This is a genomic window from Heliomarina sp., assembly GCF_052826185.1.
Map to the genome: position 1 here is coordinate 269,970 of NZ_JBRBUI010000053.1, position 15,135 is coordinate 285,104.

Below are 15,135 nucleotides of genomic sequence, written 5' to 3' on the forward strand. Positions count from 1 at the left end.
CGTCAACCCGGCTGGGCGCGCAGGCAATGGCCGCGGCGAGTGTTATTGGTTTCAAGGCTTTCATCCACTTCGCTGTTCACGTCAGCGATCACATCGAAGGGGCATGTATTGTTGCGCCCATCGCCGCGCCCGCTACCGAAACATTGTGCGGGAATTTCTACGCTGATGGGCTGTCGTTCGCCGGGTTCAAGTGTCGGAACGGGCACTTGCGTTTGGCCGAACGCTCCGAAGTCGAACTGCGCGACCGAGGCACTCGCGGCAGAGTTACCTTTGTTGACGATCTCGGCCACCGCGCTCGGTGGGCCACCGTCGGGCGACACTGGGCCGCAATACCCGGTTCCAGGAGCGCCCAGTGGATCGGCCTCAAGTTCCGGCGATTCAGGCAGAAGATCAGGGGTGTGACCGGGTCCCGACGGTGCCATTGCCGGAGGGATCTGCTCAACGTCGATACTGGCGACAGGGCCGAGCCATGTCTTGCAGCAACCATCCTTCATCAACGGCGCCGCCGTATAGACAGCCTGGACTCCAAGGTGACCTGTAGATGCGATCACCGCGAAGCCATCGATATAATCGTCAGGCAACCCAAACGGAAAACCCAATGCCTCGATATCCATACAGTCAAGCGCAACCGCTTCGCCCGGCTCAAGTTCCAGTGTTGTAATTTCGACGTTTTCGCCAGGCGCCGGGGGCACTGGAGGATGGGTCAAGGCTACGGAAATATCTAAACTTTGTCGGACATCTTCCGTGTTCAGGATGTTTACGACGCTGGCATATACGCCCTGGACGAATTGCAGGTTCTTCGGATCGGGCTGGGTGCCGCAGACAACCTTGGCCGCATACTGGTTTTTCCGCTCAGAAGCCTCCTGCGCCGTTAGGGATTGCGTCAGTATCGGTATCAAAAGCCCGATCACGCATGCGCGTAAGATGCAATTCATTGCGACCTCCGGTCTGCAGTAGCCCGGATAAGTAAAAATCGGAAAAAGTACGCAATCTTAGAGGCCCGATTGAATCGGGAAATCCATGCTACTACACTTAACAACTTTAACAAGAATCCGACGATTCGGCCATCGGCATTATGACAACCTGATTACGGTCGAGAGTTTATTCCAGTCTGTTGCGCAATAGTTCCTGTCTGTGAAACTTGTCTCGAAGAAAAATCCGAAAGCTACGGCGACCTTCTGATTACCCAATGTGATTGGTTTCTGTTTACTGTGAAGCGCAAGTTCAATCGGTACTTGGTATCGGTTCTCATGTGTAGGTGCGCAGGATCAAGAAGACCATTTGGGCGCGGTCGATATACCTCTCAGGGGAATGATTTGCCAGCTTTGGAGGTTACGACAATAGCCTTAACGATAGTTCCAATTTCAAAGTCGGCCTATTGCCGCAAGAAAAAAACAAAGCGAGCGCGACCATGCTTGTACTCGATTTGCTTTGGCCGCCAAAACGGGATCAAGATCAAACCGGTTTTGGTGTCATCGACCCAAGTGTCATATTGCCAAGCCTGAGCAGTCCAACTGCATTCCTTCGCGCCACGTTTTATCACATTGAGGCGGCATTCTTGTGAAAGGCCAAACGCGAAGCAGTTAAGGGCTTCTTCCTCGGTTTGAAAGTGTTCGTGCCAACCGTCGAAGCTGACCTGAAATTCGCTGCCAAAAACATGAAACGATAGGTCAAAGCTCTCGGCGTTTTTGCAGCAAACGATGATGTGATCATCGTCGAATTCGATATCGAATCTACTGTAGCCATCGAGCTTTGTGAGGATTGCTTGGTGCAACTTTATTATTGGAAGACTCTGCCTGCCCTAACCTAAAAAACGGATCGAAATATCTACTAAATCAGCGACGCTCGCTTCTTAGCGGATTTTCGATTAGGCTGCAGTATCGTTCACTCTGGGCTCTTTACGTTCGTTCGCCGCGGGTAGCCGGAAAGGCGGCTCTGGGCGAAATTCTCGCTGTGCTGAACCACGGACGGACCCCCGGAGTAAATGGGTTTAATGCTGGCGAGTCGGAAAAAATATATTAGACTGATGTCAGTTCCCGGGGTCCTATGGTCAGGCTGTGGGAGCGACGCAATACTTTGCGCTATTTGCGAAATATTATGAGCAAATTGAGCGAAAAGTATTGGGCGCTTTTATCGCGAATTTCAATATGAAATCAATGGTGCAAGCGAACCGTTGCGCACGGTACTACAACGGCTTCCGGGCTACCTGTAACTGCAGGCGGCCCGGCAGACCATCGCGTGCCGTCACCCCGTGCCGAGATTTTCAGAACGTTGGTTCAGGTTTCCGAATTGCCCGGACGAAAAGCAACGATTCGCGCCCTTCCCCCATCCTTACACCACGGCGAGCGCTTTAGCATCGCAGCACCAAATCGATGCAGCGACCTAACCCCTGCCTGTAAGTTCTTACTTGTAAACCGGAAATCCGGACGCTCGCCCATCTGACGTTTAAGGGCAGCCTGCCCTCGCGACCGCTTATAAAAAATCCGCGCCAATCTTTTCTTTGCGTGCAATATTGTTTCGGAGCGCCATTCCCTCGGCTCAGGCTGATTGAATTACAGGGATATTTTGCCCTGCCGCCCGGCCCATAGGGGCACTCGCCTAAGAGAATTGATACAGAAAATATTTCTAGGAGAGGACAATGACCAAGTTCAATTTGGATGTGACATTTGATGGTATAAACGACGTTGAACGACTGCCCGGCCAGTCCGTATTCGAAGGCGGCCCTTTCATGGGCTATTACAATGTTTTCGCGTCGGACCCGGATGAAATAGAAGGTACGGTCAGCTTTACCGGCAGCGGATGGCGGTTGAAGGCCCTCCGCCTTACCGGCGACAACAGCCAAACGGTGTTTACTGACCTTGATAACGGCGAAGACCGCCGCATCGATTTTCTCGAGCTCGGTTATAACAGCGATGTCGATCTGATCTCGACCCGCGCCAGATACATCTTTGGCTGGGATGGCGAAAAACACATCGTGAAATTGGGCAACCAGCAGGATGGCAGCACCGCTTCAATAAACCTCTACGCCACGCAGAACACGGTGGTCACCGGGAATGCCTACGTTCAAACAATAAATACGGGCGGTGAGGGCGACGGTGCCAAAGATAAAATCACAATTGGCGACGGCGGCGCAGGTTCGCTTTTCACAGGAAACGGGAATGACTCTGTATCAACAAAAGGCTGGGTCGAATTCGCCTCAACCGGATCCGGCAATGACAAGGTCAATATCGGCAGCGAAGGTGCCGGGGCCGTTCGCACAAAGGACGGCAAGGATACCGTCATCACCAAGGATGGCTGGGTCGAGCTTATTTCCACCGGCAACGACAATGACAAGGTCAAGCTGGGCGAAGGGTTTGCCAGCACCGTCAACCTGAGCGGCGGGAATGACAAACTGTTCATTGTCGACGCAAAGAACAGCGATTACGGCGTCACGGCATGGGGCGGCGACGGCACCGATCTGATCAATTTCGCGAAATTCTCGATGGGCGTGACTTATTCGTTGTGGGCGTCCGGCTGGCAGAATGTCGGCGCCTCAAACGGCGAAACGGAAAACATCGCAGGCTGGGTCCGAACGCATCGATTTGAAAACGTCGTCGGGTCGAAAAAAGCTGACAATCTCACCGGAAATGGCGAAGACAATGTCATCAAGGGTGGCAAAGGCAATGATACCCTTGCCGGGATGGGCGGTGACGACAAGATTATCGGCTCGGCAGGAAATGACACGTTCGTATTCGGCGCAAATAGTGGAATCGATCTGGTCAAAGGTTTTCAGCAGGGCAGCGATACGCTGCGCATCGAGGACCATAGCGGCAATTTCCATTCTCTCGACATCTCAAAGGACGGCAAAGACCTTGTGATCGAGCATGACGGCGGCAGCATTATTCTGGCGGGTGACGGGGGTTTGAAACTGACAGCGGATGATTTCGATTTCATCTGATCCGCTGTAATAACAATCTTGCATCGGGAGAATGCTGCCGGTGCAAGGCCGAATTAATCATCTGAAAACAGGCTTCAAAAGCCACCGTAGTGGTGTGACGCTATGCCCCTCACCCGGGTCTGACGCGCACACCCACAATCTTAGATGCTGTATTTTATCAGAAATTCGTGCTAAGGTTGCACATTACAAGCGCATATTTTTTAGCACTATTTTTGATCAAGCCCTTTTGAACAAGTGATTTTTTACCGTCATGACTCTTATTGCGCCCGCATACGTGGAAAAGAATCTGGTACGCCGGGACTGGGTCGATCTGCGTGATCAGGAATACATCCCCAATCTCTCCATTCTGCGTCAAGCCGTATCGCTGGACCCGCGTCTGCTTGTCAAAGACAGGGAGTCGGACATGAAAATTCCCGTTTTCGGCACTAGGAATCAGGGCGAAACCGGGCGCTGCGTTGGCTACGCGCTGGCAAATCTGATCGACATTCAGCTTGGTCTCCAATTCCTTCGCGGCGCTGAAAAGAGCAAAAAGAAAAGCGAACAGATCAGGAATATTGTCAGCGCTGACATGCTTTATTGCATGGCCTTCTTTCATGACACCTATCCCGAGCTCGATGACCGTCAATCACCACAAGGCGAAGGCGTACATACCCTGCGTTCCGTCATAAAAGGGTTCTATCATCACGGTGTCTGCCCCGACTGGCCGGAAAACTCGCAACCCTCTCACGAACATTTCTGGCAAAGCAGCTCTTATTGCGTCCCTTTCGTTGAGAAACCTTTCCGTTTCCCCTCGGTCGACCAGGCCAAGAAAGCCCGCGAAATCGGGTTGGGGGCCTATTTTCGCGTAGCGCCAATCCTCAATCATTTCCATGCCGCGTTGAATGATGCCGAGGCCATTCTTGTATCCGCCAATGTGCATCACGGATGGCTAAACGCTGGCCCGGAAAATGGCGGCGTTATCGAATGGCCGCCCAACAAGGGCGTAATTGGAACCCATGCCTTCACCCTTGTCGGATATGACGAGCTTGGCTTTCACGTTCTGAATTCATGGGGAAAGAACTGGGGCGGCTACAAAGGCATTTGCGGCGTCGCTCTCTGGAAATACGAAGACTGGGCAAGGCATATCGTCGATTCCTGGGTATTACGCCTTGGGGTGCGCGCGCCCACCGCATTCGACTTTTCAATCGGGGAAAAAGGCATCCGGGGCATGATCGGCAAGGTCCAGACCGGATCGACCCCCTGTTTCGAGTTGATGGGCCATTACTTACATCTCGACGATGGGATGCATGTCCGCACCGGGTCATACCCTTCGGATGAAAAAGGTTGGCCAAAGACGCGCCAATATCTTTCCGAATGCCTTGCCGGAAAAAAGCCTAAAGAAAAGAAATACGACGGCATCCTGATCTGGATCTCGGGAAGTCTCGAAGGGATAAAACCGTCATTCGCCGCCGCGGCACGTCGCAAGAACATTATAAAGGCGGCCCGGCTTTATCCCTATTCGGTTTTCTGGTGCAACAGTTTCGCCGAGAACTCGCTTGAGACGCTCACCGGACTGTTCGACATTTACAAGGATCAAGTCGGAGACGATAGCGAACAGCTCGATGCGCTGATTGAAAACCGGATACGCGGAATCGGACGCGCATTCTGGCGCGATTTCAAACTCAGCGCCTATCGCGCGGTCTGGGGAGAGCGCGAACATTCCTGCCATCACAAGACAGGTTCGCCGCCGCAGGGCTATATCAGCCAGTTTCTCGCCGACCTCATCCAGCTGCGAAAAGAGACGGGGTGTCAAATTCATCTCGTGGCCGAAGCCGCCGGCGTTCAGGTCGTCAATGAGATGCTCGCCCTTCTCGATACGCATGAGCAATTGGATGGGTCGGACCAAAAGCGGGTGAAAAGCATCCCCCCGCAAGAGATTTTCGACACCCTGCACCTGATCCACCCTTCCATCGACGTCGCAAAGGCGGAAAAGCGTTTATTGCCGCTGATTGCCGCCATGAACAAAGGCGTTTCCGGGCAAGAAAAAGCCGAACCGCCAGAAGAACCGGCAACTGTTTTCCCGCTGATCAAGACCAATAAAGCGCCCCGCGCGCGCATTTACATTCCCACCAAAGAACTCGAACAGCGCATCCATTTCGCCTATTACGGCAAATCCATTCAGCACTTAATTTCCCGGTCCTTTGCCCAGCGCCAACCGGGCCTCGCAGAATCAAAACCGTTCCTCGGCATGGCTGAGCTTGCCGACAAAGCCGATTTCCCGGCCCGGACTGCCCTGCACCTGCTGACCGGAATAAGGGCGCAAAAACATGCCTTTGACCGCGTTTCCCAGATCGCCCTGAACAACGACACGGTGATCGAATCCCACATTCTCGAAATCATCGGCAAATTCAGTGACCAAAAAAATTTTAAGTGAGGAGTTGGAAATGACCAAGATCAGCGTCGATCAATTGATGTCCAAAATGGCCGACCCGAATATGGATGAATCCGAACTGTCGCCATATTTCATTCCCGACCCGGACAATTCCGGCCCGTTCAATCCGGCCCTCAAACTCAACCCCGATACGGTGCAAATTCCCACCGGGCCAAATGCGCTTGAACGCTCTGCGCTCGTGATGAATTCAGCCAACTGGTTCGCACGACTGAGCCGGCGCAACAAGTTCCAGAAGATCATCGCAAGCGGCTATGACGGCCCGATTGTCATCTCCGAGGGCGACAGCTGGTTCCAGTACCCGGTCTTCCTCAAGGACGTGATCGATCACCTCTATGAGAACTACGCCATCCTGTCGCTTGGCGCGGCGGGCGACCTGCTCAAGAACATGGCGGACAAGCAGGAATACATCAAAGCCCTGCGCGACACCGGGGCCAGCATCCTGCTGCTGTCTGGCGGCGGCAATGACCTTGTCGCCGAAGGGGCGCTTGCCCTGCATCTCGAGGAATTCGACCCCGACCTGATGCCCGAGGATTACCTGCTACCGTCGTTCAACGCCCTGCTCGACGAGGCGCTTGGGCATTACGGACGCATGTTCACGCAGGTCCACCAGCAGTTCCCGCATGTCTCGATCCTGTGCCACGGCTACGACTACCCCGTGCCGAACAACGACCGATGGCTGGGCAAGCCGATGGAATCGCGTGGTATTCTTGACCGGAGCCTGCAAAAGAAGATCGCCGCGGTGATGATGGACAAGTTCAATCGCCGCCTGCGCCGCCTTGCGGCAACCCACCCCCATGTAACCTATATCAATTGCCGGAACGTCGTCGGCGATCATCGCTGGCATGACGGGCTGCATCCCACGGATGAGGGATATGGCGATGTGGCCGCCAAGTTCCGGCGCGAAATCAGCAAGCTGGCCAATACCCGCAAAGCGCCGCCGATGGTTATCGACGGGCCCTTCGGCTCGGCCCGCAGCCTGTCGCGCGCGCTGCAATCGCCCCCCGTGATCGCGGGCGGGCAACCCACCGGCATATCCCTGCACGTGGGGCTCAACACCGTCGATCCCGGCCATTACGCAGGCTGGGACGGCAGGCTTGCCGCCTGCGAGGCTGACGCGCTGGCGATGGAGAACCTTGCCACCGCCGAAGGCTTCAAACCCGAGCTTCTTCTGACCGCAGACGCCACCCGCCAGAATGTCATCGAGCAGGTCGAAAAGGCTGCCAGGGATCTCAAACCCGGCGACATGTTCCTGTTCACCGTCTCGGGACATGGCGGCCGCATCCCTGATTTCAATCAGGACGAAGACCATGACGGCGACCAGAAGATCGACGAGACGCTCTGCCTCTTCGACTTCCAGCTGGCCGATGATGAACTCTACATGCTCTGGACGAAATTCCGAGCGGGCGTGCGGATACTGATGGTGCCAGACACCTGCCATTCCGGGTCGATGGTCCGCTTTGGCCCGGTTTCTCCCGCCACCCTGTTCGGACGGTCGCTGGATCTGGCCGGTACACCCCGCGCCATGCCGCTTGATGTGGCCGATGCGGTCTTCCGGGCGAACGAAGGCGCCTATCGCGAGGCGTCGAAATCTTACGGTGCGTTCAAGGAAAGCGTGATGACTAACCCGCTGATCACGCCAATCAAGGCGTCGGTGCTCAACCTTGGGGCCTGCAAGGATGAACAATTCGCGATGGACGGCCCGCAGCATGGTGCCTTCACCGGCGCGCTACTATCCGTCTGGGACAATGGCCGTTTCTCGGGTAGCTATCACTCTTTCCGGCAGGAAATCGAAACCCGGATTGCCAGCGCCAGCCAGATCCCCCAGCTTTTCGACAGGCTGCATAAGGAGCCGAATTTCATCAACGATCGGCCTTTCACACTCCAGCCCAAAGGGACGTTTGCAACCGCAACGCCCTCGCTCGCAACGTCCACATCCACGCCTGTGGACATCGGCGAAGGCGATGAGAGTGACCAGATTTCGGACGAAGAGGTCGACGCGATCTTTGCCGCCAAATCGCGGGGCGCGGGTGTCCGCAGCACCTCGGCCGCGCTTAGCTGGGCCGATTACGGTGATTTCGACCGTTTTATCAAGTCACTGAATTTGCGTAATTTCTCGACGGATGAATTCCTGATCCTTGGCGGTGCCCATAACACGCCGGGCGGCAGCTGCGCAGGCAAGAACACCTATCCGCCCCGCGCGCTCTGGCCCAATATCGCGCGCACTGCGCAGGTGCTCGACCATCTGCGCGACCGGCTCGACAAGCCCATCGCGATCACCAACGCCTATCGCGCGCCTGCCTACAACGCCTGCATCGGCGGGGCCAAGGGCAGCAAGCACATGGAATTCAACGCGCTCGATTTCAAAGTCTCGGGCATGTCCCAGCCCGATGTCGCCATGGCCCTGCGCTGGCTGCGCGACAAGGAAGAGTTCTTCACCGGCGGGATCGGTCGGTACAACGGTTTCACCCATATTGACACACGCCCCGTCAGCACCACGTGGCCACCCGCTTTCCGCGATGCCGCCCTGCCCGGCTCCTCGCCCCTGATAGAGCGCGCGCCCACCAGCCTCAAGGAAAGGATCGAAAAACTGATCGCCACGGTGCTGGCCGAACCACGCGCCACCCGCAGCAAGAAAGGCGCGAAATCCGCCTTTGCCCAGGCAACCAGCCGGTCGGGCGAAGGTTTCGATCCAAGCTCGCAAGTTGAAATCCATCAGCAATCGCTTCAGGCGGCTGTAAATGCGTCCAGCGTGGTGTCCTTTGTAGAAAACCTCACCCCCGGCCAGAAGGAGGACGTGCTGCTCTCGACCCTGTTTGCCCAGCGCGCCGCGGATGCCAAGGCCGACCCGATCACCCAGCGCGCCGCATGGTACGCGGCCTATATGGAAATGCTTGGGGTGATGGGCTGGACCCGCGAATCCCAGCCTTTCGAGGCCAGCCAGAAGTTGAAAGGCAACGGCAGTTTCGATCAGGTCATCCTTGCCACGCTGGCGCAGGTCGCGACCGGCAATCAGTTCAAGATCGTAGAGACCGCGATCGAGGCGCTGCGCGGGCTGGCCTCGGGCGACGGCAAGATCCAACTCTTCGATTTCGAAACCTCAAGCACGACCGGGGGCAATTTCCAGATCGGCAGCGCCGAGGCGGCGGGCGATGTGATCTCATTGGCGCTGGGGGCGTTCAACTTCACCTTCAAGGACAAGAAGCAGAACATCCTCTTTGTTTCCTGGGGCAAGAACGAGCTCGACTACTGGCTGTCGGCCTCGCGCATGTCGCTAAGCCCGACGATCTATGCGGACGTCCGCGAAACAGTCAAAAGCAAGCTGGCAGACTCCCGGCAGCAGCTGATTGCCGACATCGACATCGGTTAACGCGCGCTCGGTAAGGCCTGCGGGTGTTAAGGATTTGTTGAGGGGATTTGGCGTGTCTGCGGCCCAAAGGCACCTTTTTGATGCACGGGGGGTGTACAGGGGGTGTACAGCAAGTGCACAGCGTTTTCGCCGGAAATGACCGGGGCCAGACGGCCCCGGTCGGATCATATCCTTACTGCCAGGATTTGATCAGCTCGTCATAGGAAACGGTCTTCGGTTCCTCGTCCTCGTTGTCGAGCTTCGCCTTGGGCGAGCCTTCCATCGAGAGCCATTCCTGAGGGTCCTTTTCCTCGTTCAGCTTCGGCCCGATATCGCCCTGAATGCCGGCGCGCTCGAGACGCTCCATCACCCGTTCCTGATCGGCGCAAAGCGCGTCGAGTGCTTCCTGCGGGGTTTTGGCACCCGACATTGCGTCACCGATGTTCTGCCACCAAAGCTGCGCCAGTTTCGGGTAGTCAGGCACGTTGGTGCCGGTCGGCGACCATGCCACCCGCGCGGGCGACCGGTAGAATTCGACCAGACCGCCGAGCTTGTCCGCACGCTCGGTAAAGCTTTCGTGCTGGATCGTCGACTCGCGGATAAAGGTCAGGCCCACATGGGATTTCTTGACGTCCACGGTCTTGGAGGTCACGAACTGCGCATAAAGCCATGCGGCCTTGGCGCGATCCACCGGGGTGGATTTCATCAGCGTCCAGGAGCCCACGTCCTGATAGCCGATCTTGGTGCCTTCTTCCCAGTAGACGCCATGCGGGCTGGGGGCCATGCGCCACTTGGGCGTGCCGTCCTCGTTCATGACCGGCAGACCTTCTTTCACGGTGTCTGCGGTAAAGGCGGTGTACCAGAACATCTGCTGTGCCACATTGCCTTGCGCCGGGATCGGGCCGGCCTCGGAGAAGGTCATGCCTGCGGCGGCGGGCGGCGTATATTTCTCAAGCCATTCAATGGCTTTGGTGACCGCGTAAACCGCTGCTGGGCCATTGGTCGCGCCGCCACGGGCCACGCAGGAACCCACCGGCTGCGAGTTTTCATTGACGCGGATGCCCCATTCGTCAACCGGCAGACCGTTGGGTTCGCCCTTGGAACCGGCACCGGCCATCGACAGCCACGCATCGGTGTAACGCCAGCCAAGCGAAGGGTCTTTCTTGCCGTAATCCATGTTGCCAAAGACTTCGCCTTCGACGCCCATATGGCTCAGGTCGCGACCGGTAAAGAATTCGGCAATATCTTCATAGGCCGACCAGTTAACCGGAACGCCAAGATCATAGCCGTAAGCTTCCTTGAAATCCGCCTGGTTCTTTTCGTCGTTGAACCAGTCGTAACGGAACCAGTAAAGGTTCGCGAATTGCTGGTCGGGAAGCTGATAGAGCTCTCCGTCCGGCGCAGTTGTAAAGGAAAGACCGATGAAATCGTCGAGGTCGAGACCGGGGTTGGTCACGTCCGCACCTTCGCCCGCCATCCAGTCGGTCAGAGAGCGCGCCTGCTGGTAACGCCAGTGGGTGCCGATCAGGTCGCTGTCGTTGATATAGGCGTCGTAGATATTCTCGCCCGACTGCATCTGCGTCTGCAGCTTTTCGACAACGTCGCCTTCGCCGATCAGGTCATGGGTGACCTGGATGCCGGTGATCGCCGTAAAGGCAGGTGCAAGAACCTGACTTTCGTATTCATGGGTCGTGATCGTTTCCGACACCACCTTGATGTCCATACCCGCCATCGGCGCCGCAGCATCGATGAACCATTGCATTTCGGCTTCCTGTTCCTCGCGGGTGAGGGCCGACATATCGCCGATCTCGGAATCGAGGAACTGTTGCGCCGCTTCCATATCGGCAAACGCCGGACCGGACATGAGCCCTAGGCCCAGCGCCAGCGCGGTTGATGATTTCAAACTCAGGTTCATTGGTATTTCCTCCCGTTATCGAACCAGTAGTTGTGAGGCTGTCAGACGCGCTTCGGGCTTCCGCCTCGTCCCCGGCGCGTATCTTGTCAGACCCAGCGGAACACCGCTGCGGCATAGATCAGGCAGACGATCATGGCGTAGGGCTGGTTGGTGCCGACCAGTCCGAGCCAAGCGATATTGATAAAGGCCGACCCCAGCAGCGTGATGAACAGCCGGTCGCCGCGCGTGGTTTCAATCCGCAAGATCCCCATGCGCGGCGTTTCGGGAAACTTGATCGCCAGCACCGTAAAGATGATCAGCAGCGAGGCGATGACCATGAAGAAGATCGCGGTGGGCCATGTCCATGCCATCCAGTCCATCAGTTTTCCTTCTCGTTGAAATAGTCGATGCAGCTGCACGCCAGATCGTCGAGTCCGGGCGCCTGGCAGTAGAGCTCGACATGTGCCAGCAGCCAGAGTGTGTCGCCCATCTCCACGGAAACACCGGAGTTCTGCCAGCACCAGCGGCCCTCGCCCGTTCGGGCCGAGTAGGCATCGCAGGATTTGCCAAGATAGAGCGGGGCCCCAGCAAACACGCCTTTGTCCGCCGAGATCACATAGCCATTACCGTTGCAGGTCTGATCGTAGTCCTGCGCAAAGGCAGGAGCGGCGAAGAGAGTCACAGCAAGAGCAGCGACACCCCGCATCACACCCTCCCCAGGGCAAAGCCCTTGGCGATGTAGTTGCGGACAAAGTAGATGACGAGCGCGCCGGGCACGATGGTCAGGATACCGGCGGCGGCAAGAACGCCCCAGTCGATACCGCTTGCGCCTTGCGTCCGGGTCATGATCGCGGCGATCGGCTTGGCGTCGACGGTGGTCAGGGTGCGCGACAGCAGCAGTTCGACCCATGAGAACATGAAGCAGAAGAAGGCCGCGACGCCGATCCCGCTCGCAATCAGCGGCATGAAGATCTTCACGAAGAACTTTGGAAAGGAGTAACCATCAATATAGGCGGTTTCGTCGATTTCCTTTGGCACGCCGCGCATGAAACCTTCGAGAATCCAGACCGCCAGCGGTACGTTGAAGAGGCAGTGCGCGAGCGCCACGGCGATATGCGTGTCAAAAAGGCCGACGCTCGAATAAAGTTGAAAGAAGGGCAGTGCGAAAACGGCGGGCGGGGCCATGCGGTTCGACAGCAGCCAGAAGAACAGGTGCTTGTCCCCCATGAACTGATAGCGGGAAAACGCATAGGCGGCAGGCAGCGCCACGGCGAGCGAGATCACCGTGTTCATCAGCACGTAAATCAGCGAATTGACATAGCCCATATACCACGCCGGATCGGTCAGGATCGTCGCATAATTGGCAAATGTCAGGTTGTTGGGCCAGAGCGTGAAAGTGTTCAGGATCTCGCTGTTCGTCTTTAAGCTCATGTTCAGCAGCCAGTAGATCGGCAGCAGCAGGAACAACAGGTAGAGCGTCATTACAACCGCGCTGGAGTTGATCCGGATCTTGCTGCGCGAACGGGTCGATGCTGGGGTCATCGTGGTATCGGCCATGGCTCAGCCCTCCCGTTTCTCAAGGTTGATCATAACGGTATAAAAGACCCAAGAAATCAGCAGGATAACGAGGAAGTACATCAGCGAGAACGCGGCCGCAGGCCCAAGGTCGAATTGGCCGAGCGCCATCTTCACGAGGTCGATGGAGAGCAGCGTGGTCGCGTTGCCCGGACCGCCGCCTGTGACGACAAACGGTTCGGTATAGATCATGAAACTGTCCATAAACCGCAGCAGGATCGCGATCATCAGCACGCCCATCATCTTGGGGAGTTCGATGTAGCGAAACACTTTCCAGCGGCTCGCCTGATCGATCTTTGCCGCCTGGTAATACGCGTCGGGGATCGATTTCAGCCCGGCATAGGCCAGCAGCGCAACCAGCGAGGTCCAGTGCCAGACATCCATTACGACGATGGTTATCCATGCTGCGACCGTATCCTGTGTGTAGTTGTAGTCGATGCCCAGCGCGTCGAGCGTATAGCCGAGCAGACCGATATCGACGCGTCCGAAAATCTGCCAGATCGTGCCAACCACGTTCCACGGGATCAGCAGCGGCAGGGACATCAGCACGAGGCAGAAGGAGGACCAGAACCCGCTCTTGGGCATGTTCAGGGCGACGAAAACGCCCAAGGGCACCTCGATCAGCAGGATGATGCCCGAGAACATAAGCTGCCGCCCGAGCGCGTTCCACATGCGTTCGGAGTCGAGCATTTCCTTGAACCACTCAAGCCCCGCCCAGAAGAACTGGTTGTTTCCAAAGGTGTCCTGCACCGAATAGTTCACCACCGTCATCAGCGGGATCACCGCCGAAAAGGCGACCAGCACCAGAACTGGGAGAACAAGGAACCATGCCTTTTGGTTGACTGTCTTCTCCATCAGGCCGCCTCCCCCAGAGTTCCTTTAGGCGCGATGCGCCAGTCGTTGGCGTAGACATTCACATGCGCGGCGTCGAAACTGACGCGGTTCATATCGGCGCTGATCTCGTCGTCTTCTCCGGCGATGATGTTGATATCATGCCCAAAAAAGTCTGCGCGGATGATCTTGTGACGGCCCACGTCCTCGATCCGACGGATGTTGACAGGCAAGCCGTCATCGTGGCTCAGGCGCGCAAATTCGGGCCGGACGCCGATTTCGACCTTGCCTTCGACGGGGCCGTAGCCATGGCCCAAATCCACATGCGATCCGTTGATATAGGCCTTGTTGCCTTCGACCTTGGCGGGGATCACGTTCATTCCCGGGGAGCCGATGAAATAGCCGACGAATGTATGTTCCGGCCGTTCGAACAGTTCATCCGGCGTGCCGATCTGGACGACGCGACCGTCATACATCACCACGACCTTGTCGGCGAAGGTCAGCGCCTCGGTCTGGTCATGGGTTACGTAAATCATCGTATGACCGAAGTCATGGTGCAGCTTCTTGAGCTGGGTCCGAAGCTCCCATTTCATATGCGGGTCGATCACGGTCAGCGGCTCGTCGAACAACAGCGCGTTCACGTCCTTGCGCACCATGCCACGGCCCAGCGAGATCTTTTGCTTGGCATCTGCCGTCAATCCGCGCGCCTTGCGGTTCAGCATATCCTCCATCCCGATCATCCGGGCGATTTCCTGAACGCGTTCAGCGACATAGGCCTCGTCCCGGCCCCGGTTGCGCAGCGGAAAGGCAAGGTTGTCGCGCACCGACATGGTGTCATAGACCACCGGGAACTGGAAAACCTGCGCGATATTTCGCTCGGCTGTGGGGGCGTTGGTGACATCCTTGCCGTCGAACAGGATACGGCCCTGACTTGGGTGCAAGAGGCCCGAGATAATGTTGAGCAGCGTGGACTTGCCACAACCGGAGGCGCCCAGCAGGGCATAGGCAGCGCCATCTTCCCAGTCGTGGTTCAACTCCTTCAGCGCATAGTCGTCCTCGGACGTCGGGTTCGGCAGGTAGGAATGCGCGAGGTTATCGAGTGTGATCTTGGCCATCGTTCC

At 56.9% G+C, this 15,135-nt stretch carries 11 protein-coding genes; 3 read left to right on the forward strand and 8 right to left on the reverse strand.

Going from position 1 to position 15,135, the window contains the following annotated elements; genetic code table 11:
* Nucleotides 1–2 precede the first annotated feature (2 nt).
* On the reverse strand, nt 3–935 hold the full coding sequence (locus ACU0FH_RS17930) for a CARDB domain-containing protein (protein ID WP_446196067.1): 933 nt from the start codon (nt 933–935) through the stop codon (nt 3–5).
* A gap of 440 nt (nt 936–1,375) precedes the next feature.
* Nucleotides 1,376–1,774, reverse strand: coding sequence for a hypothetical protein (locus ACU0FH_RS17935; protein ID WP_446196069.1), 399 nt, complete (start codon nt 1,772–1,774; stop codon nt 1,376–1,378).
* An 864-nt stretch (nt 1,775–2,638) separates the two neighbouring features.
* On the opposite strand from ACU0FH_RS17935, the gene ACU0FH_RS17940 reads away from it, so the two are divergent.
* The 3 genes from ACU0FH_RS17940 to ACU0FH_RS17950 all read left to right on the forward strand — a co-directional run bounded on the left by ACU0FH_RS17940 (nt 2,639) and on the right by ACU0FH_RS17950 (nt 9,735).
* Complete coding sequence (locus tag ACU0FH_RS17940) at nt 2,639–3,937, forward strand: hypothetical protein (RefSeq protein ID WP_446196071.1); 1,299 nt, start codon at nt 2,639–2,641, stop codon at nt 3,935–3,937.
* Nucleotides 3,938–4,187: 250 nt separating this feature from the next.
* Nucleotides 4,188–6,350 carry a hypothetical protein gene (locus tag ACU0FH_RS17945; RefSeq protein WP_446196073.1) on the forward strand — a complete coding sequence of 721 codons (2,163 nt, stop codon included), beginning with the start codon at nt 4,188–4,190 and terminating at the stop codon, nt 6,348–6,350.
* Nucleotides 6,351–6,360: 10 nt separating this feature from the next.
* Nucleotides 6,361–9,735 (forward strand): D-Ala-D-Ala carboxypeptidase family metallohydrolase, encoded by a 3,375-nt coding sequence (locus ACU0FH_RS17950; RefSeq protein ID WP_446196075.1) that lies wholly within the window; start codon nt 6,361–6,363, stop codon nt 9,733–9,735.
* Between the two features lie 172 nt (nt 9,736–9,907).
* Here the strand turns inward: ACU0FH_RS17950 and ACU0FH_RS17955 are convergent, their stop codons facing one another.
* From ACU0FH_RS17955 to ACU0FH_RS17980, 6 genes are all read right to left on the reverse strand, one after another.
* Nucleotides 9,908–11,629, reverse strand: coding sequence for an ABC transporter substrate-binding protein (locus ACU0FH_RS17955; RefSeq protein WP_238373262.1), 1,722 nt, complete (start codon nt 11,627–11,629; stop codon nt 9,908–9,910).
* 86 nt (nt 11,630–11,715) lie between these two features.
* The gene (locus tag ACU0FH_RS17960) at nt 11,716–11,988 is read right to left on the reverse strand and encodes a DUF2160 domain-containing protein (protein ID WP_446196076.1); all 273 of its coding nucleotides are present in this window, start codon (nt 11,986–11,988) and stop codon (nt 11,716–11,718) included.
* Nucleotides 11,988–12,314 carry a hypothetical protein gene (locus ACU0FH_RS17965; RefSeq protein ID WP_446196077.1) on the reverse strand — a complete coding sequence of 109 codons (327 nt, stop codon included), beginning with the start codon at nt 12,312–12,314 and terminating at the stop codon, nt 11,988–11,990. The genes ACU0FH_RS17960 and ACU0FH_RS17965 overlap by 1 nt, the downstream gene beginning before the upstream one ends.
* A complete protein-coding gene (locus ACU0FH_RS17970; protein ID WP_446196079.1) occupies nt 12,314–13,165 on the reverse strand; it encodes a carbohydrate ABC transporter permease in 852 nt (283 codons plus the stop codon). Before ACU0FH_RS17970 ends, ACU0FH_RS17965 begins: the two co-directional genes overlap by 1 nt.
* A gap of 3 nt (nt 13,166–13,168) precedes the next feature.
* On the reverse strand, nt 13,169–14,038 hold the full coding sequence (locus tag ACU0FH_RS17975; RefSeq protein ID WP_238373259.1) for a carbohydrate ABC transporter permease: 870 nt from the start codon (nt 14,036–14,038) through the stop codon (nt 13,169–13,171).
* Nucleotides 14,038–15,129 carry an ABC transporter ATP-binding protein gene (locus ACU0FH_RS17980; RefSeq protein ID WP_446196080.1) on the reverse strand — a complete coding sequence of 364 codons (1,092 nt, stop codon included), beginning with the start codon at nt 15,127–15,129 and terminating at the stop codon, nt 14,038–14,040. The genes ACU0FH_RS17975 and ACU0FH_RS17980 overlap by 1 nt, the downstream gene beginning before the upstream one ends.
* Nucleotides 15,130–15,135 lie beyond the last annotated feature (6 nt).

Excerpts from the sequence above, each read along its gene's own strand:
- ACU0FH_RS17930 (WP_446196067.1), bottom strand. The coding sequence starts at position 935 with ATGAATTGCATCTTACGCGCATGCGTGATCGGGCTTTTGATACCGATA.
- ACU0FH_RS17940 (WP_446196071.1), top strand. The coding sequence starts at position 2,639 with ATGACCAAGTTCAATTTGGATGTGACATTTGATGGTATAAACGACGTT.
- ACU0FH_RS17945 (WP_446196073.1), top strand. The coding sequence starts at position 4,188 with ATGACTCTTATTGCGCCCGCATACGTGGAAAAGAATCTGGTACGCCGG.
- ACU0FH_RS17950 (WP_446196075.1), top strand. The coding sequence starts at position 6,361 with ATGACCAAGATCAGCGTCGATCAATTGATGTCCAAAATGGCCGACCCG.
- ACU0FH_RS17955 (WP_238373262.1), bottom strand. The coding sequence starts at position 11,629 with ATGAACCTGAGTTTGAAATCATCAACCGCGCTGGCGCTGGGCCTAGGG.
- ACU0FH_RS17960 (WP_446196076.1), bottom strand. The coding sequence starts at position 11,988 with ATGGACTGGATGGCATGGACATGGCCCACCGCGATCTTCTTCATGGTC.
- ACU0FH_RS17965 (WP_446196077.1), bottom strand. The coding sequence starts at position 12,314 with ATGCGGGGTGTCGCTGCTCTTGCTGTGACTCTCTTCGCCGCTCCTGCC.
- ACU0FH_RS17970 (WP_446196079.1), bottom strand. The coding sequence starts at position 13,165 with ATGGCCGATACCACGATGACCCCAGCATCGACCCGTTCGCGCAGCAAG.
- ACU0FH_RS17975 (WP_238373259.1), bottom strand. The coding sequence starts at position 14,038 with ATGGAGAAGACAGTCAACCAAAAGGCATGGTTCCTTGTTCTCCCAGTT.
- ACU0FH_RS17980 (WP_446196080.1), bottom strand. The coding sequence starts at position 15,129 with ATGGCCAAGATCACACTCGATAACCTCGCGCATTCCTACCTGCCGAAC.